Consider the following 22,252-nt stretch of genomic DNA (forward strand, 5'->3'; position numbering starts at 1 on the left):
ATGAGAATCATACGGGCATGTTGAAAACAGTTTCGTAGGCGGAAACAACGCGGTTACGCACTTGCATCAGCCCCTGAAAGGCCAGGCTGGCTTTCTGTCCGGCAATCATTACTCCTGCCAAATCGTCACTGGCACCGGTCTCATAATCGGTGCGCATCTCGTCTGCATTCATCTGCAGATCGTTCACGTGCTCCAGAGCCTGCTTTAAGTAGGTTCCGAAGTCCTGTCCCTGAGTATCTCGCTTTTCAATGCCTTTGGATTCAAGCGAGGCAACATCAATATTGCTGAGCGATGATAGTGCAATTTTGTTGTCAATCATGGCTGTCTTTTCCTACAGGAAGCTGTAGCTTTTACTGCTAATAGTCTGAAGTCGGATGAGTCTGATATAAATAAAATCAGGTTTCGATTCCGAGTTCCCTCATGCGAGCCAGTTTATATCGCAGCATACGGGTGGTTATACCGAGTTCCGCTGCGGCATCACCTCTGTGACCGTGGTGTTTGGCCAGGGTCTCAAAAATGACTTTGAACTCGGCTTTTTTCCGGCTATTCACCGGTAAATCATCAAAGCTGACTGGTTCGGGATTTGTTTCCTCATTCTTGTTCTGCTGTCGGGTTGCGAGAGAAACCGGAAGCAGCAGGTCAGTAGCCTCAATTTGGTTTCCTGCACTCATCACACAGGCGCGCTGTACGACGTTATCAAGTTCTCGAATATTGCCTGGCCAGTGATACTGTAAAAGACTTGTTTCGGCATCCGGGCTGAACTTTTCCGGGCCGCTCTGTCGTGTGCTTGCATGGGCTTTAAGCAGGTGTCGTGCAATAGGCTGAATATCACCTGGTCTTTCGCGAAGAGCAGGGATATGCAATGGAATAACATTTAGGCGGTAGTACAGGTCTTCACGGAAGTTACCTGCTCTTACTTCATCTGCCAGATCTCTGTTGGTTGCGGCAAGGATGCGTACATTAACACTAATAGGGGTGTGACTGCCCAGCCTTTCTACTTCACGTTCCTGAATAACCCGCAAAAGTTTTGCCTGCTGTGGCAGTGGCATCTCTGCGATTTCATCAAGGAACAGTGTTCCGTTGTTTGCCTGTTCAAACTTGCCCGTCTGACGACTGGTGGCACCGGTAAAAGCACCTTTTTCATGCCCGAACAGTATGGACTCAAGCATGGTGTCCGGCAGTGCAGCGCAATTGACAGCAACAAATGGGTTAGGGAATCGGCTGGAATGGCTGTGGATAAAACGGGCAAGGACTTCTTTTCCTGTTCCGGATTCACCGGTTATCAGTACGGTCGCATCACTACCGGCTACCCGGGTGGCCATTTTCTTGATTTGAAGGCTGGCCGGGTCTTCAGCAACCCAGTTGTTTTTTGCTGTAGCTGGTGTGACGCTCTTGAGCTGCCGCAACAAACGGGCCGGTGGAAATGGTTTGACCAGATAATCCCGTGCGCCGGCTTTCATGGCGGCAACGGCTTTTTCAGTGTCTGCGTATCCAGTCATAAGAATAACCGGGAGGTCGGGGTTATTCTTGTGAACGCGGGTCATCAAGGTGTAGCCATCATCACCGGGGAGGTTGATGTCGCTGACAACGGCATCAAAATTATGGCGGGCGCAGATAGTCATGGCCTGTTCGGCACTTTCTGCAACGCATGTCTTATATCCGGCCAGGCCGAGAGTGTCGGAAAGTGCTGTGCGTAAGTTGTGATCGTCCTCGACAACCAGTACATGTTGACTGTTCATGCAGCCTCTCTGGATGAAGTTTTTGTCAATGAAGACTGCAGAGGTAGTTTTACGGTGATATTAAGTCCGCCCAGCTCCCGCCCCTTACTTAATGACAGAGTTCCGTTGTGCGCTTCAATGACTAGCTTCACAACCGGGAGACCTAAACCGGTTCCGGTTGGTCTGGTGCTGTAAAAGGGCTGCATGACTTGCCGTATTTCGCTATCCAAAAGCCCTTTTCCATTATCCTGTAATGATATTGTCAGCCACTCCTCATCGCAGGAACAATTCAGATTCACTTCTGATGCACCGGCTTCCTTTGCATTATTGAGAAGGTTGCTGAAAACAGAAAACAGAGTATTTCTGTTACATAACACAAAAAGGCTCGATTGAATCTGGTCAGTGTTCCAGATGATCGCGAGATTCTGCCAGTTTGGATTATTGCAGTTTTGTTTTAGATCATGAATTAAACGATTTACACAAATAGTGTCGTGTAATATCCGGCCTCCCTTGGCAAATAGCAGAAAATCGCTGATTTTACGTTCAATTGCTACCAGTTCTTGATGTAATGTGGTGAGAGCGTTTTTACCTGCAGCACACAGTTTGTCTTCCTGAAGCCACTCCAGATTACCTGCATGCAGCATGGCTGTCGTCAGCGGTGTCCTGATTTGATGTGCCATCGCTGCCAGCATTTGACCCATACTTGCCATACGCTGCTGCCTTCCCAGTACTTCCTGTAACTGGCGAGTGGCACTCATATCCTGAAGGATGACAAGCTGGCCGGATCTGTTTGGGAGAGGGCAGGTGCTGACATGGATGCTGCGGCCGTCTCTGAGAAAGACTTCATTGCTGTCATTGTTCTTGTGCTGAAATTGTTCTCGTACAGTTTGTGCCCAACGGGTTTCGCTGGGAGGCTTGCCTATGATTGCTTCAGCGGATGGATTGACATGCGCGACAAAACCCTGCCGATCAAGAAGAACCAGCCCAAGGGGGAGAGATTGAAAGAGCTGGGGGTGCAGGCCAGCGGCTTGCAGATCCATATTGTTCTAGCTCCAGTTCAAATTTGGGGGGGTGGAACGGGGATCTTTTCGCATCAACTTGATTTCAACCCGCCGGTTGCGAAGTCTCTTTTCGAGAGTGTTGCCGTCATTGACCGGATAGCGGGAACCATGCCAGCGAACGGGCAGTAGCATTTTGGGATCAATACCAGCCGCGATCAGATATTCACGGACCTGTTCGGCCCGTTTTCTGGACAGAGTCAGGTTGATGTAGCTCTTGCCGGATCGATCTGTATGGCCGTCAATCTGTATGGATTTGATGGTTTTGTCATAAGTCAGGTAATCAAGAACCAGCTCTAGTTTTTTGGCTTCAAGGGGGCTGACTTCAATGCTGTTTACTTTAAATAAAACTCTGGTGTCGTTTATGTAAGAAAAACTCACAGGAGGGAGTGCGTTGCGACAGGTATTGAATTTATCCATATGAGTGCCTATCGCGGTAGCAGGAATCTGCTGTGTCCAGATCTGGCCTTCATCACTGGTTAAATTGATTTCAGCCCATTCTCCATTTTTCATGGCATCAAGAAGCTGTTGAATGCTTTGTGAGAAGACAAGCTCGGAAGCAGGTGCTCGATCGGTATATGCAACAGCGCGTGGAGATGTTTTTTGCCAGGGAGCAGGAATAATTTTCAGTTCGCTCTTGCTGGTTGATCGGTTTCTGAATGGCATATTAAGGCTCAATACAGGCTTATGGCCTGCATTGGCAATAAATGAAATACGGGATTTTTCAGACAGGCTGGCTTCAAGGCGGCATTGTTCTTTGCCGCTCGTGACCTTCCAAAGTAGAGGGTTGCTGTCCTGGGCTTGGGTAATACCTGCCCCAGTTGCGGCTAGTAGTAATATGAAGGTGAGGAAGCGCATTCAGTCTCTGGCCTTTTAGGTGTTGTGCACAAATCTTTTTTTTACTGCATGTCAAATGCTGTAAAAAAATGTTGGCTCATGGCTATTTGCGTTAAGTTATAAATATCAATGCAACTGCTAATAATTCGTAGATGTACGGATGAAGGGGGTATATCGAAATAATATTATCCCGCTGCATGGTGCGCTGTTTTAAAGATTTTTCTTGTCAGGGATGCAGGAGAACTCGTAAGTGGAAATAATCATCACGACGGCGCATTGAACAGGCGTTCTTTCTTTGAAGGAATAATCTGCCTCAATGTCGGGTGAACGCCAGATTTAACTTGCTGACTATTAGGTCAAATCCTTGTGATAATCTCATCCGCTGAAAGTGGGGCCGGTGACATTCGCCCTTGTAATCTGTTTGAAGTCGGCGGTCGTATGGCTGATGTCCGGCAGCAGGCTATGGAGCTGAGCCATGTCTGTGCCCGGGCAGTCAATGAATGCCTGACCAATATGACTGGTGAAGGTGTTGAAGTAACTGCAGAGTCTCGTTATCCAAGTACTCTGCCTCGCACGAAAAAACGCCATGTGACATCGTTTCCCGTTAAGACAGGTAGCAGTGATGAAGTCGGACTGATCCACCTGGACAATGCCCTGTGCTGTGCTCTGCTGGAGCGAGCATGTGGCGGCGAAGGCGAAATAAAAGACAGTATTGACCTGCTGACTCATGCCGAACATCGCTTTGCCATCCGCCTGGTGAACCTGGCCGTTGAGATGATCACCAAGTCACTTGGGCTGAAAGAGGCTCTGACTATCAGCACAGAGCGTGATTCAGACAAACAGACTGCAGCCAGCCACAACTATCTGTTAATGGAAATGACAGTAACAACAGATAATTTTTCCGGCGTGCTGTCTATCTGGCTTCCTGGTGAAATTATCAATCCCAATCTTGAAAAAGATGAGAACGCGGTCAGTACATTCAAGAATGCGCTCTTCTCAGTGCCTGTACCGATTACTGCCACCCTTAGCCGCCAGAAAACCACACTTGGAAAGGTTATGGCGCTTAAGGTCGGCGACACATTACCCCTGAATCTGCCTGGTATTGCCGATGTGCACACAGGCAAGAGAATGCTCTGTCAGGCCAGAGTTGTGACCAGAAATGGCCAGCTTGCGATTGAGCTTGAAAGCGAACAGAAAACTGAAGAGGAAGCCGTAGAATGACGGAAGCAACTGCACTGGCCCAGGAAGAAGAAACGGGAATTGTTTCTCCTGCTTTTGAGGAAACTGTTGCTGAGCAGGTCACCCCTGATCTGGGTGTCATCCTCGATATTCCTGTTGTTATGTCTCTGGAAGTTGGCAGTACGGAGCTGACCGTAAATGAGCTGCTGTCCATGGGCAGTGGTACAGTCATTGAACTGAACCGCCATACTGGTGATCCGCTGGATGTGAAAGTGAATGGCAAGCTCGTCGGTCGTGGTGAAGTCGTAGAAAGTAACAGCCGTTACGGCATCCGCCTGACTGAAGTTGTCAATGTGAACGAGCGGTTAGGCCCTCTAGGCTGATGCTTCGCTTCATTCTTGCGTGCTTGGCTTTTCTGTCGGGCACTGTTGGTGCTGTAGGTGACTCTGCTGAAGGTTTGAAAAAGGCAGAGCCTATGGTCAGTGCATCGACCCAGTTTCTGAATATTGCCGGTATGCTGGCAGTTGTCCTCATATTAATCGTGGCAATGGCCTGGCTCTCCCGCAGGCTTATGACTGGCAGCCTGAAAGCGGGACGTCATATCAAGTTGATGGAAGTTTTTCCTCTCGGGCGAAATGAAAAAGTCTGCCTGGTCAGAGTGCAGGGAAAAACACTTCTGCTTGGTGTCACTGCACAAAACATTTGTCGTCTGGAAGACTGGGACGACTGGCCGGAAGAAGAAACAGAAGCTTCAAAAGTTCCACCCGGTGAATTTCAAAAAATCCTGTCCCGCCTGGTGAAGTCATCGTGAGGTTAAATGGAAAGGCTGCAGCGCTTCTGCTGTTAACCGCATCACTCCTGTTGCCGGAACTGGCTTCTGCCCAGAATGTCCCCCTGCTCAATGTGATCAGTGATGGCAACAATCAGGAATACAGCACCACATTGCAGATTCTGATTCTGCTGACTGGTTTGTCCTTCCTGCCGGCCATGCTGATGGTGTTGACCGGTTTTACCCGAATTATCGTGGTGTTGTCATTAATGAGGCAGGCGCTGGGTCTGCAGCAGACACCTCCCAACCCGGTTCTTGTTGGTCTGGCGCTGTTCCTTACGGCTTTTATTATGATGCCGGTTTACGATCGCATTGACGAGGTGGCTATACAACCATGGCTACAGGAGGAGCTGACTCTGAAAAATGCTGCCCTCGAAGCCAGTGTTCCCTTGAAAGAATTTATGCTGCGGCAAACCCGTCAGACTGACCTTGCGCGAATGTCTGATGTGTCCGGTATTGAACTGCCAGCAAATCAAATGGATACACCATTTCGGTTAATGGCTCCGGCTTTTATTATCAGTGAGCTGAAAACGGCTTTTCAGATCGGCTTCCTGCTTTTTATACCTTTCCTTGTTATCGACATGGTTGTCGCCAGTGTTTTGATGGCGATGGGTATGATGATGCTTTCACCTCTGGTTATCTCTCTACCATTCAAGCTAATGCTGTTTGTGCTGGTTGATGGTTGGAGCCTTATCACGGGAACGCTGGCTGCCAGTTTCTGGTAGCCCTGCAGTTAATGAGCAGTGGTAAAGGGATGTAATAGCGAATGACTCCAGAAACAGTTGTCGATATTTTTCGCGAAGCCCAGAGCCTGATCGTGATGATGGTTCTGGTGCTGATAGGACCAGGATTGGTTGTTGGTCTGGTTGTGGCGATTTTTCAGGCTGCAACCCAGATCAATGAACAGACACTCAGCTTTCTGCCTCGATTGGTGGCAACTCTTATAACCATGGGACTGGCTGGGCACTGGTTGATTCAAAAGCTGATGGAGCTGACCCAGAACCTGTTCTTCCAGATACCCTCGTTAATCGGGTAGCTTTATTTATGCTGCCCCTGCCATTCACGCTCAATACTGCAGACCTGACAGCTCTGGTTGGTCAGTGGTTCTGGCCAATGACCAGAATTGCTGCGGCAGTCTGGGCGATGCCGATGTTTGGTGGCTCAGGGTTACCTAAAAAAGCGCGCCTGGCTCTAGTGTTGTCTTTAACATTTCTGATTTTCCCAAATGTTGGCAATATTCCGGTTACCGAACCTTTTTCTGTGCAATCTCTCCTGATCACTCTTCAGCAGGTTGGAATTGGCCTTGCCTTTGGCTTTATTCTCAAGCTGTGGCTGACGGTTTTCACGATGGGCGGTCAGATTATGTCGATGCAGATGGGTTTGGCCATGGCGGTTATGAATGATCCGGTCAATGGTGCAGGTACGGCGGTGCTGGGTAAGTGGATACAGACGCTGGCCATGCTGGCATTCCTGGCAATGGATGGGCATCTGGTTGTTTTTGCGGTCTTGCTTGACAGCTTTACCACTCTGCCAATTGGTATCGGGTTTCCAAATGATTTCTGGATGGATCTGGTAAAACTGGGTAGTTGGTTGTTTGCAAGCAGTCTTCTTGTTGCGTTGCCGGTTGTTATCAGCATGTTGCTGGTTAACCTGGCCTTTGGTGTTATGAATCGTGCTGCGCCCCAGCTCAATATTATTGCTCTGGGTTTTCCCATGACCATGATGTTTGGTATGGCCACTGTTTATCTGGCTATGACCAGTTTGCCTGGGATGCTGGTTAATCTAACCACGGAAGGCCTTATTTACTTGCGTTTACTGGTGGGTGGCTAGATGGCAGATACTTCCCAGGAACGCACAGAACAACCCACGGAGAAAAAACTCCGAAAAAGTCGTGAAGAGGGGCAGATTCCCCGTTCAAGGGAAGTACTGTCGGCTGTACTGATTATGAGTGCCGGGTTCCTGATGCAGTTATCGGGTCCGTATGCCGCTGGTCAGCTGGAAGGTATTTTGCGCTACAACCTGTCGTTTGGTCGAAATGAAGCCTACGACCTGGCTTATATGTTTGTGCACCTGAAATCTTCTGCATTAACGGCGGTTATCACTGTTGTTCCTTTTGTTGCGATACTTGCGGGTGCTGCAATTGCCAGCTCCGGTCTGACTGGTGGTTTTCTGTTTGAGACAAGCCTTCTACAGCCCAAATTTAACCGCATGAATCCCGCTCAGTGGATTGGCCGGGTTTTTTCGGTCAAGGGCCTGGTTGAAGTTGGCAAGTCCATGCTGAAAATCATCCTGGTCATCGGTTGTCTGCTGTTTGTTCTGTGGAAGCGTTATCCGCTGTCGCTTTCTCTGGGCAGTATGCCGATTATGCAGGCAATATATGAAGGTTGCGGCATTCTTGGCTGGACTCTCCTTGCATACGGCAGTGCTCTGCTGCTTATTGCTTTGATTGATGCCCCTTACCAGATCTGGGATAACAAGCAGAAACTGATGATGACCAGGCAGGAAGTTCAGGACGAACATAAGGATGTGGAAGGTAAGCCGGAAGTTAAGAGCAAGATACGCCAGCTGCAACGGGAGATGAGCAACCGCCGCATGATGCAGTCTGTGCCGGAAGCAGATGTTATCATCACCAACCCGACTCATTACTCCATCGCCATAAAGTACGACCTTGAGCGTGCATCAGCACCGTTTGTAACAGCTAAAGGCGCTGACCAGACGGCCTTGAAAATCCGGGAAATTGCCCGTGAATGTTCGCGGCCAATTGTGGAGGCTCCACATTTGACCCGAGCGATTTATTACTCCACCAAAGTGGATCAGGAAATTCCTGCCGACCTGTACCTCGCTGTTGCCCAGGTGCTGGCTTATGTCCAGCAGCTGGATATGTATCGCCGGGGACAGGGTGGCAACCGACCTCCCGTAAGGCCTGGATTTAAGGTTCCGGACGAGTACGACGACGAAGGTTGGAAGAAAAAAGTAAAACCAGACCCTAAAGACGAACCCAGTAAAGACTGATTGAATGAACCATGAGTAGTACAACAACAGCCTCCCGAGACTGGCTGCCATTAGCCAAGCGCTATGCTGGTACACCTGTATTGCTGATGGCAATGCTGGGTATGGTGACCTTGCAGCTTCCACCATTCCTGCTGGATATGCTGTTCACCTTTAATATTGCACTGTCGCTTATTGTGCTGCTTGTGGCTGTTTATACCCTGCGACCTCTGGAGTTCAGGGTATTTCCAACCATTCTGCTGATAGCAACATTAATGCGTCTGGCTTTGAACGTAGCTTCGACACGTGTCGTCCTTTTGTATGGACATAACGGAGGGGAAGCCGCTGGTAAGGTGATTGAAGCTTTCGGGAATGTGGTGATCGGCGGCAACTATGTTGTTGGTATGGTGGTCTTTGCCATCCTGGTAATCATCAACTTTGTGGTGGTTACCAAAGGTGGTGGCCGTATCTCGGAAGTGACGGCCCGTTTTACCCTGGATGCGATGCCTGGTAAGCAGATGGCAATTGATGCCGATCTGAATGCCGGATTGATCGATCAGGACACTGCCCGAACACGGCGGGAAGAAGTACGCCAGGAGGCCGACTTTTATGGTGCAATGGATGGTTCTTCCAAGTTTGTGCGTGGTGATGCCGTTGCTGGTTTGCTGATTCTGGCTATCAACATTATTGGTGGTGTCCTGATTGGCACCATGCAACATGATCTTTCTTTTGGTCAGGCTTTTGAGACATATGCACTTCTGACCATTGGTGATGGTCTGGTTGCCCAGATTCCGTCACTGCTTCTCTCAACAACCGCCGCCATTATGGTAACCCGGGTTTCCGATGCTGAGGACATGGGTTCGCAGGTGACCAGACAGATGTTTGGTTCCCCACGGGCGCTGACCGTGTCTGCCGGTTTGTTGATCGTGATGGGGCTTGTTCCTGGTATGCCTCATCTGGCTTTTCTTGGCCTGGGCAGTATTTCTGCTGGTGCAGCTTACTGGATGAGCCAGAGGGCCGCTACAAAAGGTGAGCAGGACGAAGCCAAGAGTATGACCAGCTCTGTATCATCGTCATCCGATATGGCAGAGAACCGTGAACTGTCATGGGATGATGTACCGGTTGTGGATATGCTGGGTCTGGAGCTGGGTTACCGCCTGATAGGTCAGGTTGATCGCAAGCGTGGTGGCGAGCTTCTGGATCGAATCAAGGGCATTCGAAAGAGCCTTTCCACCCGGCTGGGCTTTCTCGTTCCGACTGTTCATATTCGGGACAACCTCAAGCTTCAACCAACAGCCTATCGCATAACCCTAATGGGGGTAGGTGTTAGTGAAGGTGTCGTTTACCCTGAAAAGTTGATGGCCTTGAACCCAGGGCAGGTATTCGGTGACCCTAAAGGTATCAGCGCAATTGATCCCGCTTATGGTCTACCGGCTGTCTGGATTGAAAAGGATGAGCGTGATGAAGCCGTTGCCCTTGGCTGGACGGTTGTTGATACGGCTACGGTTGTCGCAACTCATGTTAGCAAGGTGATGGAAGATCACTCCCATGAGCTACTTGGTTTTGAAGAGACTCAGAAGCTGGTGGAAAAACTCACAGCCCTGGCACCAAAGATGGCCGAAGAGCTGATACCGGGCAAAATGACAGTGACTACTCTTCGTGCGGTTCTCCAGCAGCTTCTGCTCGATGAAGTACCACTGTCTGATATTCGCACCATTGGTGGCGCGCTCTTAGATGCAACCAACAGATACACACATCCTGTTCAGCTGGCGGGTGAAGTTCGGGTTGCTCTTCGTCGTACCATTATCGACAGTATTGTTGGTATGGAGCCAATGATTCCGGTGATTACCATTGCCCAGGGTCTGGAACAGTTGTTGCTTCAGGCTTATCAGAAAACCCAGCAGGCAGGTGCTGGTACCAACTTTGCGCCGGATGCTATTCCACTGGAACCCAATATTACTCAGCAGCTGCAACAGTTTATGCCGGATGTAACCCGTCAGATGCTGGAAAGCGGCAAGGCACCGATACTGCTGGTTGCGCCACAGCTGAGACCATTGATGGCTCGTTTCGCCCGCCTGTGCGCACCTGAAATGAAAGTGCTGTCTTACAGCGAGATTCCTGATAATCGACAGGTTGATGTAGCACTGAATCTTGGTTAATAGAAGCAGCCTCGGCAATAATGGCTTGCCAAGGCTGAAAATGATTTACATTAGATTATATGAGCCATTTTTTAAAATGGCTCAACAAGCTCCTCGGGAATTAACCCCTCGAGTAATTGTTCAATGATTTCATCATGCTTTTTTATCGTTCTTCTTTCCTGGATTGATATACTTTGATGTGCTTCGTGGGATGCTGGATAAAATTTAGCAGGGCTTGCATGTTCTAAATAATTCGGCTCGCGTGTTTTTTTCAATCGATCACTGTCAAGCTCTTCTTGCCCTAAAAGTTTTAACATACCCTGCTGGTGAGCGTGAATAATAGTGGGTAATGGGTCGGTACCATCCTCGCAGATGAGCGGGATTTTATTCACGATTTCTAAATTCCACCCGGCATCCAGGGATGGTGCTATGCGTGCAAGAAGTGGAAGTACCTTTGTCATCACATGCATGGTCTCATCATTTCTATCGGCAAAGGGAGCCGCGTACAGTATTGTGCTACGTAGTAGTTCTGCGATGATGCTGCCAAAGTTCGTGTCACCATATTCTACAAGTTGTATTGCAGCCCTGTGGAGGAGTGTTTCCAGAACTACCGAGTCTTTTCGGTCTAATGAGGGTGTTGACGCTAGTTTGGTTTCTTTATTAATGCCTTTGAGAGCTTTTGCTTGTTGGAAATCGTCAATATGCTCAGGTAGTGGTATGAGCGTCTTTCCTTCGTTATTGAGGAAAAGTTTGCTGCTGAGAAGACTGGGGGGGTAAGAGTGTTTGTCATCACTAATATCCCTTAGTAAATCAGAGGCCTTTTTTGTGTGCTTGCTTAATTGTTTGAATTTTTCTTCATTAAAATCAAAGTAATGGATCATGTATTCATTTTGATGACCAGTCTTCTTTGCTAAACGAGTTAAAGCATTATTCAATTCATATTCGTTGGTAGGATTATGTATGGATTTAAGCGGAAGGCGTGATAATAATATTACAACTTGGTCAAAGGTGTAATGTTCTTCTTCGATAATTTTGGCAGTTGTGGAAATTTCGGAAGTTTCTTTCGCGCATAAAATTATATTAATAATATGAGATAATGCTGTTATGTGCAGTCTTGATATATCACTGTGAAGGTAGTCAAGGTCAAAAGAAGGTTGCTGCTTACGGTAGATCTCAAGCAAACTGATAATTGCAGAAGTCTTGTGGAGTGGCAGTTCAACATGTTCAAAGATGAGCTGCATGTTGGCTTTCATAGTTTCTGAATCACCGCTTTCTTTGTATGAATACTCAAGGTGCTGAAGATCCTCCGGGAAAAATAACTGAAACATAAGTCTACGCCTTTCATGTGCTAGTAGAGCAAGAGTTTTCGGTTTTTCGGCAGGCTCATTCTCTCTTTCGTTATTATCGTCATATAGGGAAGCGGAAGCTTGGGGCATTGATGTGGTGTGCTTCTCTGAGGTGAGCTTGAACAATGGATTTAACAGCTCTATCATTACGTCATCAAATCTTGATAGTTCTTTTGTTTCAAGTTCTATCAGAATCTTATCATTGTGTAAATCACATGGTCTAAGTGGGAGTTCCAGTTGATAATCATAAGCTAGCACTTGCTGTAATGCCTCAAATCTTTCTAGTTGTAATAGGCTTCTTGTTGTTGATTTACTTGAAAAGATTACGTAGTTCCCTTTGAGTACATCATGGCTGTATTTGATTTTGGGGCTGTTATACGAGGAATGCACAGATCCATGATAGGTGTCGAGAAGTGATATCATCTGCGCTGTTACTATTTGTGTTTCTTCATTTTTATTTATGAAATCATACCCGTATTGATATCTCGTTTCATGTGGGACTTCGTGTCCCAGTTTTTCTAGCAGGGTTGCTTCCAGAGTATAAACAGAACTTAATAGCGATGATTGATCCGAGGAATCAATGGTGATTGGTGAGGCTTTCTTTGCCTGTGATATAACCATCTCGTCAAAAGAAAGATGACTATTGGCGAAGCCAACCAATTCAGCAAGATTCTCAGCGACCAATACTATGTTAATGAGAAGACTTAATGCTCTTGAAGTGAGATAGGCTGGATCAAAAGTGGAGCTTCTGAGGGGGTGTTGATTATGAAAGCTTTCCAGCAGCTTTAAGATGGTTGCAGTTTGGTGAACTGGTAATAAAGCTATATTTTGAACCACCTGTTTGCCACTTTCTGTACGGGATGCTTTATCAATGTCACTGATGATTCCGGGAAAAATAGCAGTGAGCGTCAGCCTGCGTATATCCTCATTGTTAAGGACAAGTTGTGGCGCTCTTTTGACAACATTCACCGCATAACTCGTTTGAGATGTACTGGCTAATAGTTTTGGGCTTGTTTTTCCAGAGGAAAATGCTGACCTTTTGATCTTTACGCTCGCCAGACTGGCTAGAATGGTTTGCAGGGATGATCTGGCTTCGGGGAGTGATTGTAATAGTTCCTCCTCATCTAATGAAAACTTTCGAGTTTGGGGGGCGGGCTTTTTATCAGTAATAGGAGGTGGTGCTGAAGATGAGCGCACATCACTTGAGGAGTCTTTTTTTCCATGTGCAAACGCGTTAGTGGTCAGAGATAGAATAACAATAAATAATGTTATGAGACTGAAACAGCATGGCCTGCTTGATTTGCGCATCAGCGTCTTACTCCTTCTGTTGCTTTAGTTCATCAATTCATCTATGAGCTGGCAGTGTGAAAAAGTAGACAGGTATTGCTAAATGAAAAGTTTTATCCCATGAGGCACGAGTTCCAGGCTGCTGCTGTTAATATTATTTGACTTTGATAAAAGAATAGTGTGCTTCAGGGTGACCGTAGAGCCTTTTCTAGCATCTTCAGAGCCGTTTTTGAAAAAAAAGTTCTTCCGCCAAGTAACATGGCCAGGCACTGAGCGGAAGAAATGCTCTAAATGGTTTTTCGATGGAGGTAGGCCTCCTTACCTTTCTGGAGTTACCCCATGCAGGCGCTGTTTCCATTCATCTGATGCCCCTATTAACAGGGCCGTAATATCCTCATCCAGATCTGGCAGGATGATCCGTTGTTCAAGGTCACGCAATTCCTTTTGATGACTATTATTCTCGGGTGTTAATCTAATGGAGTCACCTGAGTCGTTATGGATATCGTCGGGTAGCGATTCCTGTGACAGAAGTGAAACGGCCAGGACGCTTCCTGCTTTTATACCTTTGGTTAAATCTTCCTTTATGTGTTTGTTATCGTCTTCAAAGCTTATCAGGTTATTCTCATCCCAAAGCATTGGCGGAGGCAGATTAAATAGCAAGGAAAGAATCTGAGACATGACTAACATGGTTTCCCTGTTTTTATCAGCGAACGGGACAATGGTCAGAACAGGTTCCAGCAGAAGTTGAGTTAAAGATTCACTTTTTTCTGTGCTGCTTTTTTCTGTGTCGAGTAATTTAGCGGCTACCTTTTCTAAGATAAACTCCATAGATGGTATGGCAAGTGATGCTGGTAGTGGGTATACGGTTAGCTGCAACTTATCACGGAAAGCCTGCAGTTCCTCACCCTCAAGTTCGCCCATATTGAAGTCAGTTGGCGAAATTTGAAATATTTCTTTTGGTGCACATCGCAGGGTTAGCGGCTCTGTTGATGGCGATGCATCCCCGCTCGACCCAGCAGGGCTTTGGGGGTAGGTCACTTCTACTATATTCTCGTCCCTGGCTGTCTCGAGGGTTTTCGTTAATTCTTGGTTTTGGGATGATTCAGCTTTAAGGCTATCTATCAACCTCTCTTTGTGTATAGAACGTTTTAGGAAATTTTGGCGGGTGCTATCGCTATTATCCTTTGTAACTGATAACCGATCACCTTTAATGCGTAACAGGCGAGCTTCAGCATTTGCCTTAGCGTTTTCAAAACCGCCTTCTTGAGGGTTATTCGGGTCAACGGTAAAGAGCGATAGGGCCAGCTCCTGGAATGACTTTTTAGACTTGCTCAGTTCCAGAAGCTGTCCTGATTCTTTGCTGGTCAGTATTGAGTTGATGGCCAAAAGAAGAGAGATGAAATCTGGCTTGGTATGCTCATCCTCATCCTCATGAAAGGTATTTGCCAGCCTTATAAGAGCCGCTGCCTTACTGACGCTAAGTTCAGTGGAATCAGTAGCTTTTTTGCTGCCCCGAGTTTTCCTGGGCTTACCCATATTGGTAACGACGTCTGGTATAAACAGGCGAACCATAAACCTTTGTATGTGATCCTGGTTTTCCATCAGGCTCCACAAAGTATCGGCGGTCTCCTCATTGCTTTGATAATCGCTTGTTTCATCTTTCATGCGCGGTGTTGCAGTTTCTTCCTGGTCATAGCCGCTGACACCATCACTATCATCGTTAGCGCCACCACCATCGGAGGGGGTTTTTGGTGGGCTTTTGTGAGCATATTCTAGGAGATTCTGAAGTGAATCATTTCCTGGGGAGGGAGGGAATAAATTTGCATCTTCATTACAATACAGAGGAGAATCTCTGTCTTGGGCTGATGTATCTGAGATCAGTGATGGCGGGGTCTTAGGGTTCTTGGGCTGCAGGGGGGGGGATGCGGAAATATTATCCTCATCTGATGAATCTGTATTATCAGTTTTGGCTTTTTTGAGTGCTGGCGGTGCAGTTGGGGATGCTGGCGGCTTTTTGGATGGCGATGCAGGAGGAGTAAGAGAGTAAGCGCTGGGGTTGTGAAAAGCATAGAGAATAGACGCCGACAAGAACAAGAACCTGAGGTGTTTGGATTTGAGCATAGCAAAAGCCAACTGACAGAAATCGACAGACCTCAAAGGTAGACGCTATTGGTTATATTTGTAGTCTCTGTAACTGGAAATAGTGTGCGAGTTTGATTGTTTATTCATTGGTAATAAAAGAAGGGTGAATTAATACCTATTTGATAGGTGGTTATTGGTACGTGTCAAATACGTGGAGCTATGTAGTTAATACGATAATTAAAACTTATTAAATTACTTTGGTAATAAAACTAATTTAACGAGGTTCTTGATTATGAGTTGCTTAGATGAAAATGATTCTTAATTAGCGAATCGTTCTCGAGTTTTGTTAAGAATCTGTTACAACAAAAGTTTAGTGCGCAATTTTTTTTGAGTCTGCAGATAGCCATGCCTTACAGAGCCAAACGATAGAAAAGTGCCTATTTTGTACGTTTGATAATCCATAACTAATAAAAATAATAGTATTCGGTCGCGTATTTTTTTATTTCAAACTCTGTTCGTGACTTATATCAATTCAACAGAAAAGAAAATAATCAATAATCTTTGAACAATCTCAAGTTGTATCAGTCAGTACCAGTTCTTACTTTTGTTAAGTGCGCTTAATTCAGGTGCGTGTCTGTTAATTTGAAATTGTATTTCCCGCAATTAACGGATGGCCTCTGGAAGGAGAGCTTACCTTGGATGCCAGCTTGACTATAACCAGTGCCACAGTATTTATGGCAGCCCTTGGTGGTTTGCTTGCTGTTTTGTTGGTACTGGCAAATAAACGTCTTTATGTATATGAAGACCCCCGTATAGAAGAAGTAGAAAACTTGTTGCCAAGTGCCAACTGTGGTGCCTGCGGCCAGCCCGGCTGTAAAGCATTTGCAGAAGGTCTGGTGGAAGGTAAATTCTCTCCTTCTCAGTGCACTGCCAACAGCGCAGATATGAACGGCCTGATCGCCTCCACTCTTGGTGTCGGTTTGGGTGCCCAGGAAAAGAAACTCGCACGTCTGGCCTGTGCCGGCGGTAACCACGTTGCCTGGCAGCGTGCCCGCTATAAAGGTCTGGATGGCTGCCGGGCCGCCGATATTGTAGCCGGTGGCGGTAAAGGTTGCAGCTGGGGTTGCCTGGGTATGGCGGACTGTTCCCACGCTTGTACTTTCGATGCCATCTCTATGGACGACAACGGTCTTCCTGTTGTTGATGAAGAAAAGTGCACTGGCTGTGGTGACTGTGTGACAGCCTGTCCCCGTGGTTTGTTCTCCATTCATCCCGAGAACCACAAACTCTGGGTTGCCTGTAAAAACCTGGAGCATGGTGAAGCGGCTGAAGCGGATTGTGATGTGGCCTGTAACGCCTGCACCCGTTGTGCTGCTGATGCGCCTGCCGGCGTCATCGCGATGACCAATAACCTCGCCACTATTGATTACAGCAAGAATGACAAGCTGACCCGTCAGGTAACCGATCGTTGCCCAACCGGCGCGATTGTCTGGCTGGATAAAGGCAAGGTCCATAAAGGCGAAGCTGCCCGTAAGGTACTTCGTAAGGATGCACTGCCAGTAGCCAGATAGGGTTGCTGGTATTTTTTTCGGCTTTCTGCCGGGAACCCGTCCGGTGAATCGGTCACCCGGGGGCTGGCAGAGAACCTTCAATTAGCTGCAAAGTCTGCAGCTCAGTTAACTCAGGTAATGACCGTGAAAAAAGAACCTGACCATCAAGTCGCTAATAATGTGAAGTACCCCGGCAAACGCATGGCGATGGACGGCAACACTGCCGTTATCATGTGTGAGCGGGAAGCTTCCGACGCTGCTGGTGCCTATCCAATCACGCCATCCACTCAGATGGGTGAATACTGGGCAATCGAATCCGCCAAGGGTCACGTAAACGTTGGCGGCAAGCCGCTGATCTTCGTTGAGCCTGAGTCTGAGCATGCTGCTGCCGCTGTTACAGCCGGTATGGCCATGTCCGGTCTGCGTGCCACCAACTTCTCCTCCGCCCAGGGTATCGCGTATATGCACGAATCCCTGTACGCAGCGGTTGGTAAGCGTCTGCCTTACGTTCTGAACGTTGGCGCACGTGCGATGACCAAGTCCACTCTGAACGTACACTGCTCCCACGATGACTACCACTGTGTGGACGACACTGGTTTCTTCCAGCTGTTCGGTGCCACTGCACAGGAAGCGGCTGACCTTAACCTGATCGGTCGTAAAATTGCAGAAGAGTCCCTGACTCCTGCCATCGTTGCCCAGGACGGCTTCTTGACGACTCACCTGATCGAGCCTGTTATGGTTCCTGAACGTGAGCTGGTTGAAGAATTCTGTGGTCGTCCAGACGACATCATCGACTGCCCAACTCCTGCCCAGAAGATGATCTACGGTCCTAAGCGCCGTCGTGTACCTGAGCTGTGGGACGTTGATAACCCCATCGTAGCTGGTCCTGTACAGAACCAGGATGCATACATGCAGTCTGTTGCTGCCCAGCGTCCTTACTTCTTCGAGCACATCCGTGAAATCACTGATCGCTGCATGAAGGAATACGGTGAGCTGACTGGTCGTCATTACCAGCGTGCTGCTTTCTATAAGATGGAAGACGCTGAGTACGTTATCGTAGGTCAGGGTTCCATGCCTCTGCAGGCCAACGCCGTTGCTGATTACATGCGCGAGAAGCGTGGAATCAAGATGGGTGTTGTTAACCTGACTATGTTCCGTCCGTTCCCAGGTGATCTGCTGGGCGCTGCACTGAAAGGCCGTAAGGGCGTTTGTGTACTGGAGCGTACTGACCAGCCTCTGGCAGAAGATCTGCCAATCATCCGTGAAATGCGTGCAGTTCTGACCAAGTGTCTGGAAAATGGCATGGCTCCAGAAGGTAAGAAACCTTACCCACTGTACGACAGCTTCGCTGCTACCGATGCTCCTCGCATGTATTCTGGCTGCTACGGCCTGGGTTCCCGTGACTTCCAGCCTGAAGGCGTAATCGCGGCTATCGAAAACATGCTGGACGATGGCGCGCAGAAGCCATTCTTCTACCTGGGTATCGACTTCGTTCGCGAACAAGCTGCCAACCCTAAAGACGAAATTCGTCGTCAGGAAATCCTGGACGCGTACCCACACGTTAAGGAACTGTCCCTGAAGGGTTCTGAGAACCCTAACCTGCTGCCTGAAGGTGCTATCACCGTACGCATGCACTCCATCGGCGGCTGGGGTATGATCACCACAGGTAAGAACCTGTCCATGACCCTGTACGATCTGCTGGGTTATGACATCCGTGCGAATCCTAAGTACGGTTCTGAAAAGAAGGGTATGCCGACAACTTACTACCTGTCTGCAGCTCCAGAACCTATCCGCATCAACTGTGAGCACACCTACGTTGACGTGGTAATGTCTCCAGATGCGAAAGTATTCAGCCACTCCAACCCGCTGATGGGTCTGAAGGAAGGCGGTACTTTCATCATCCAGAGTGAAGAAACTGATCCAAACAAAGTTTGGGCCAAGATTCCTCGCAAGTTCCAGCAGGAGATCGTTGATCGCGGCATCCGCGTATTCTTCATCGACGGCTTCAAGATTGCCCGTGAAGAAGCGTCCAACGTTGAACTGCAGTTCCGTATGCAGGGTAACGTATTCCAGGGCTCCTTCTTCGCTGCTTCCCCTCTGATGGAAAAAGCCGGTCTGGATGAAGAAGGCCTTTTCAAAGCTATCGAAGGTCAGCTGCGCGCCAAGTTCGGTCATAAAGGCGAGCGCATCGTAACCGACAACATCCGTGTTGTACGTCGTGGCTTCGACGAAGTCGTCGAAATCACCGAAAAGGTTGTTGGCGTATACGAAGAAGCTGTACGTAAGGAAGAGAAGCTGCCAGTTATGCTGAGCCGCTCCCCTGAGTCCAGCAACCCACAGAGCTCTCTGCACGACTTCTGGGATAAGGTTGGTTCCTTCTACGTGAAGGGTCAGGGTAACGACAACCCAGCCGATCCAAACATGTCCATGTCCCTGATGCCTGCCGGCACCGGTATGTACCGTGACATGACTCAGATCCGCTTCGAGTATCCAAAGTACATTCCTGAGAAGTGTACTGCTTGTGGCGACTGCTACACCGTATGTCCTGACAGCGCACTGCCTGGTCTGGCCAACACGCTGGAAGAAGTCTTCAAGACAGCTGTTGATCGCATCGAAACCAAGGGTATGCCTACCCTGTACCTGCGTCGTGAAACCCGCGCCCTCGAGAAGCGTGTTCGCGCCCTGGTTGACCAGCAAGGTGAAGCAGCCAACGTTACCCGTCTGATCGATCAGGCTGTACTGGAACGTCTGGCTGACGAATCTGACGAGAAGAAGAAGTCCGGTCTGGAGAAAGAATTCGCCCAGTTCCTGGATATCGTTGGTGACTTCGGCTTCGCTATCACCAAGCCTTACTACACCAACATGGAGAAGAAGCAGAAGGGCTCCGGCGGTCTGTTCTCCATCACTCTGAACCCAATGACCTGTAAGGGTTGCATGGAGTGTGTTCGCGTATGTAGCGAAGGTGCCCTGGTTGCAGAACCTCAGACTGAAGAAGACGTTGCACGTATTCGCAAGAACTGGGAATTCTGGAACGACCTGCCAACCACTGGTGCCCAGTTCAACCGTATCGACGATCTCGACGAGAAGATCGGTGCGCTGGAAACCATGCTGATGAACAAAGACAGCTACATGGCGACTGTATCCGGTGACGGTGCGTGCCTGGGCTGTGCAGAAAAGACTGTTATCCACCTGTTCACCAGTACTGTTAGCTCCCTGATGCAGCCTCGCGTCAAGAAGCACCTGGCTCAGATCGACCAACTGGTTGCCCAGCTGGAAACTCATGTTCGCATGAAGCTGGCCGGTGACGTTGACTTCTCCGATACCTCCGCTGTTGCCAAGGCTATCGAAGAGCACAAGGGCCACGACCTGACTCTGTCCGGTCTGACCGAAAGCATGGGTCAGAGCTCCGACAAGGTTATTGATGCCAAGTGGCTGCGCTGGGTTACCCAGCTGATGGAAAAACTGAAGCACCTCAAGTGGTTGTACACCGATGGTAACCACGGCACTGGTCGTGCGTTCATGGGTGCTACCAACGCAACTGGTTGTACTTCTGTATGGGGTGCTACCTACCCATACAACCCATATCCGTTCCCATGGGCCAACCACCTGTTCCAGGACAGCCCATCTCTGGCAATGGGTATCTTCGAAGGTCACATGTGCAAGATGGCAGACGGCTTCAAGCTGCTGCGTCAGGCTGAGATCGAACTGAAAGAAGGTTATGACTTCGCCAAGCACGACGAATTCATGACTCACTTCAACTGGAGAGATTTCTCCGATGAAGAATTCCACCTGTGTCCTCCAATCGTGGCGATCGGTGGTGACGGTGCGATGTACGACATCGGCTTCCAGAACATGTCTCGTCTGCTGGCCTCCGGTCACCCACTGAAGGTTATGGTTCTGGATACCCAGGTTTACTCCAACACTGGTGGTCAGGCCTGTACTTCCTCCTTCGTTGGTCAGGTTGCCGACATGGCTCCTTACGGCAAGGCGAAGCCAGGTAAGATTGAAGAGAAGCGTAAAGAGATCAGCCTCATCGGTCTGGCTCACCGCACCTCTTACATCCTGCAGAGCTCTATCTCTCACACCACTCACCTGCTGGAAGGCTTCATCGATGGTCTGAACGCGCGTCGTCCTGCGCTGTTCAACATCTACTGTGTATGTCCTGCAGAACACGGTGTGGCTGATGACGTAGCCAAGACTCAGGCCAAGGTTGCTGTTGATTCCCGTGCTTACCCACTGTTCAGCTACAACCCTGAACACGGTGACAGCATCATCGATTGCTCCAGCCTGGAAGGTAACGCCGGTCTGGACAAGAAGTGGCTGGAACAAACCATCCGCTACGTTGATGAGCAGGGTGCTGAGCAGAAGATGGTTCTGCCTCTGACCTTTGCTGACTTCGCCATGACCGAAGCCCGCTTCAGCAAGCACTTCAAGAAAGTGCCTGTAGAAGCTTGGAATGACGACATGATTCCTCTGCACGAGTTCCTGGAACTGTCTGTAGAAGATCGTGATGGCCTGTTCCCATACGTTATGGGTACCGACAAGAACAACCACCTGGTACGTGTACTGGTTGCACAGCCAATGGTTGATTCCTGTGAAGAGCGTGTTCACTTCTGGAACCAGCTGCGCAGCATCACTGGTCAGGACGTTAAGAACGCCATCAAGGAAGCTGAAGACAAGGCCCGCGCTGAGTTCGCCGGTGCTGCGACGTCCGCTATCCAGCAACTGGCCGGTGGCAACGTTTCTGCAGTAGCCAGCGCTTCCAGCATGATTCCTGTTGCCGCAGACGCTCCCGCTGCAGCTGCTGCACCTTCCGGTGACGCAGTATGGATCGAGACTGGTGAGTGCACCGCATGTGACGACTGCATCAATATCAACTCCAGCATCTTCGGCAAAGCTGACGACGGTACTGCTTTTGTAGCCAATGCCCAGGGCGGTCCTTTCAAGGATATCGTGAAGGCGGCTGAGAAGTGCCCAGCTGGCTGTCTGCATCCCGGAGCGCCTATGGATATGGGCGAAAAGGATGTTGAGAAGCTGATCAAGCGTGCTGAGAAGTTCCAGTAATCTCGCTTGAGGTGCTGACTCTGCTTTTTCGGAGTCAGTGCCGGTAACGAGGTTTATGTTTATCCGCGCCTCGGAGCTGTCCTTGCTCCGGGGCGCTATCAGGCCATCCATGGCCTTTGAAAACATAAACCCCGCCACCGGCACCTCTTGCATTGGAGTTGCCGTCAGAAGGCAAT

The 22,252-nt window shown here is 48.8% G+C and carries 16 protein-coding genes; 10 read left to right on the forward strand and 6 right to left on the reverse strand.

What is annotated here, in order from left to right; translation table 11 throughout:
* Positions 1 to 7: 7 nt before the first annotated feature.
* The 4 genes from fliE to M3P05_RS09300 form a co-directional block, all read right to left on the reverse strand.
* Positions 8 to 319: a flagellar hook-basal body complex protein FliE gene (gene fliE, locus M3P05_RS09285; protein ID WP_249699281.1), complete on the reverse strand. Its 312-nt coding sequence runs from the start codon at positions 317 to 319 to the stop codon at positions 8 to 10.
* A 76-nt stretch (positions 320 to 395) separates the two neighbouring features.
* The gene (locus M3P05_RS09290) at positions 396 to 1,739 is read right to left on the reverse strand and encodes a sigma-54-dependent transcriptional regulator (protein WP_249699282.1); all 1,344 of its coding nucleotides are present in this window, start codon (positions 1,737 to 1,739) and stop codon (positions 396 to 398) included.
* A complete protein-coding gene (locus tag M3P05_RS09295; RefSeq protein ID WP_249699283.1) occupies positions 1,736 to 2,758 on the reverse strand; it encodes a sensor histidine kinase in 1,023 nt (340 codons plus the stop codon). The genes M3P05_RS09290 and M3P05_RS09295 overlap by 4 nt, the downstream gene beginning before the upstream one ends.
* 6 nt (positions 2,759 to 2,764) lie before the next feature.
* Positions 2,765 to 3,634: an OmpA family protein gene (locus tag M3P05_RS09300; RefSeq protein ID WP_249699284.1), complete on the reverse strand. Its 870-nt coding sequence runs from the start codon at positions 3,632 to 3,634 to the stop codon at positions 2,765 to 2,767.
* A gap of 345 nt (positions 3,635 to 3,979) precedes the next feature.
* Here M3P05_RS09300 and M3P05_RS21105 point away from each other — a divergent pair, with 345 nt between their 5' ends.
* From M3P05_RS21105 to flhA, 8 genes are read left to right on the forward strand one after another with little or no spacing between them, the layout of a single operon-like run.
* Positions 3,980 to 4,834, forward strand: coding sequence for a FliM/FliN family flagellar motor switch protein (locus tag M3P05_RS21105; protein WP_249699285.1), 855 nt, complete (start codon positions 3,980 to 3,982; stop codon positions 4,832 to 4,834).
* The gene (gene fliN / locus M3P05_RS09310) at positions 4,831 to 5,175 is read left to right on the forward strand and encodes a flagellar motor switch protein FliN (protein ID WP_249699286.1); all 345 of its coding nucleotides are present in this window, start codon (positions 4,831 to 4,833) and stop codon (positions 5,173 to 5,175) included. Before M3P05_RS21105 ends, fliN begins: the two co-directional genes overlap by 4 nt.
* On the forward strand, positions 5,175 to 5,603 hold the full coding sequence (gene fliO, locus M3P05_RS09315) for a flagellar biosynthetic protein FliO (RefSeq protein ID WP_249699287.1): 429 nt from the start codon (positions 5,175 to 5,177) through the stop codon (positions 5,601 to 5,603). Before fliN ends, fliO begins: the two co-directional genes overlap by 1 nt.
* The gene (fliP, locus tag M3P05_RS09320) at positions 5,597 to 6,346 is read left to right on the forward strand and encodes a flagellar type III secretion system pore protein FliP (protein WP_408635887.1); all 750 of its coding nucleotides are present in this window, start codon (positions 5,597 to 5,599) and stop codon (positions 6,344 to 6,346) included. Before fliO ends, fliP begins: the two co-directional genes overlap by 7 nt.
* Positions 6,347 to 6,387: 41 nt before the next feature.
* Entirely contained in the window at positions 6,388 to 6,657 is a 270-nt protein-coding gene (fliQ, locus tag M3P05_RS09325) for a flagellar biosynthesis protein FliQ (protein ID WP_249699288.1), read from the forward strand.
* Positions 6,658 to 6,665: 8 nt separating this feature from the next.
* Entirely contained in the window at positions 6,666 to 7,451 is a 786-nt protein-coding gene (gene fliR, locus M3P05_RS09330) for a flagellar biosynthetic protein FliR (RefSeq protein ID WP_249699289.1), read from the forward strand.
* Positions 7,452 to 8,633: a flagellar biosynthesis protein FlhB gene (gene flhB / locus M3P05_RS09335; protein ID WP_249699290.1), complete on the forward strand. Its 1,182-nt coding sequence runs from the start codon at positions 7,452 to 7,454 to the stop codon at positions 8,631 to 8,633.
* 11 nt (positions 8,634 to 8,644) lie between these two features.
* A complete protein-coding gene (flhA, locus tag M3P05_RS09340; protein WP_283777743.1) occupies positions 8,645 to 10,768 on the forward strand; it encodes a flagellar biosynthesis protein FlhA in 2,124 nt (707 codons plus the stop codon).
* A 71-nt stretch (positions 10,769 to 10,839) separates the two neighbouring features.
* On the opposite strand, the gene M3P05_RS09345 is transcribed toward flhA, so the two are convergent.
* Both M3P05_RS09345 and M3P05_RS09350 read right to left on the reverse strand, forming a co-directional pair.
* On the reverse strand, positions 10,840 to 13,401 hold the full coding sequence (locus tag M3P05_RS09345) for a hypothetical protein (protein ID WP_249699291.1): 2,562 nt from the start codon (positions 13,399 to 13,401) through the stop codon (positions 10,840 to 10,842).
* A 297-nt stretch (positions 13,402 to 13,698) separates the two neighbouring features.
* Complete coding sequence (locus M3P05_RS09350) at positions 13,699 to 15,513, reverse strand: hypothetical protein (protein ID WP_249699293.1); 1,815 nt, start codon at positions 15,511 to 15,513, stop codon at positions 13,699 to 13,701.
* A gap of 656 nt (positions 15,514 to 16,169) precedes the next feature.
* On the opposite strand from M3P05_RS09350, the gene M3P05_RS09355 reads away from it, so the two are divergent.
* A complete protein-coding gene (locus M3P05_RS09355; RefSeq protein ID WP_249699294.1) occupies positions 16,170 to 17,033 on the forward strand; it encodes a (Fe-S)-binding protein in 864 nt (287 codons plus the stop codon).
* Positions 17,034 to 17,156: 123 nt separating this feature from the next.
* On the forward strand, positions 17,157 to 22,076 hold the full coding sequence (locus tag M3P05_RS09360) for a 2-oxoacid:acceptor oxidoreductase family protein (RefSeq protein ID WP_249699295.1): 4,920 nt from the start codon (positions 17,157 to 17,159) through the stop codon (positions 22,074 to 22,076).
* Positions 22,077 to 22,252: the final 176 nt, after the last annotated feature.

Origin of the sequence: Parendozoicomonas callyspongiae (assembly GCF_023502345.1) — a bacterium.
GTDB lineage: Bacteria > Pseudomonadota > Gammaproteobacteria > Pseudomonadales > Endozoicomonadaceae > Sansalvadorimonas > Sansalvadorimonas callyspongiae.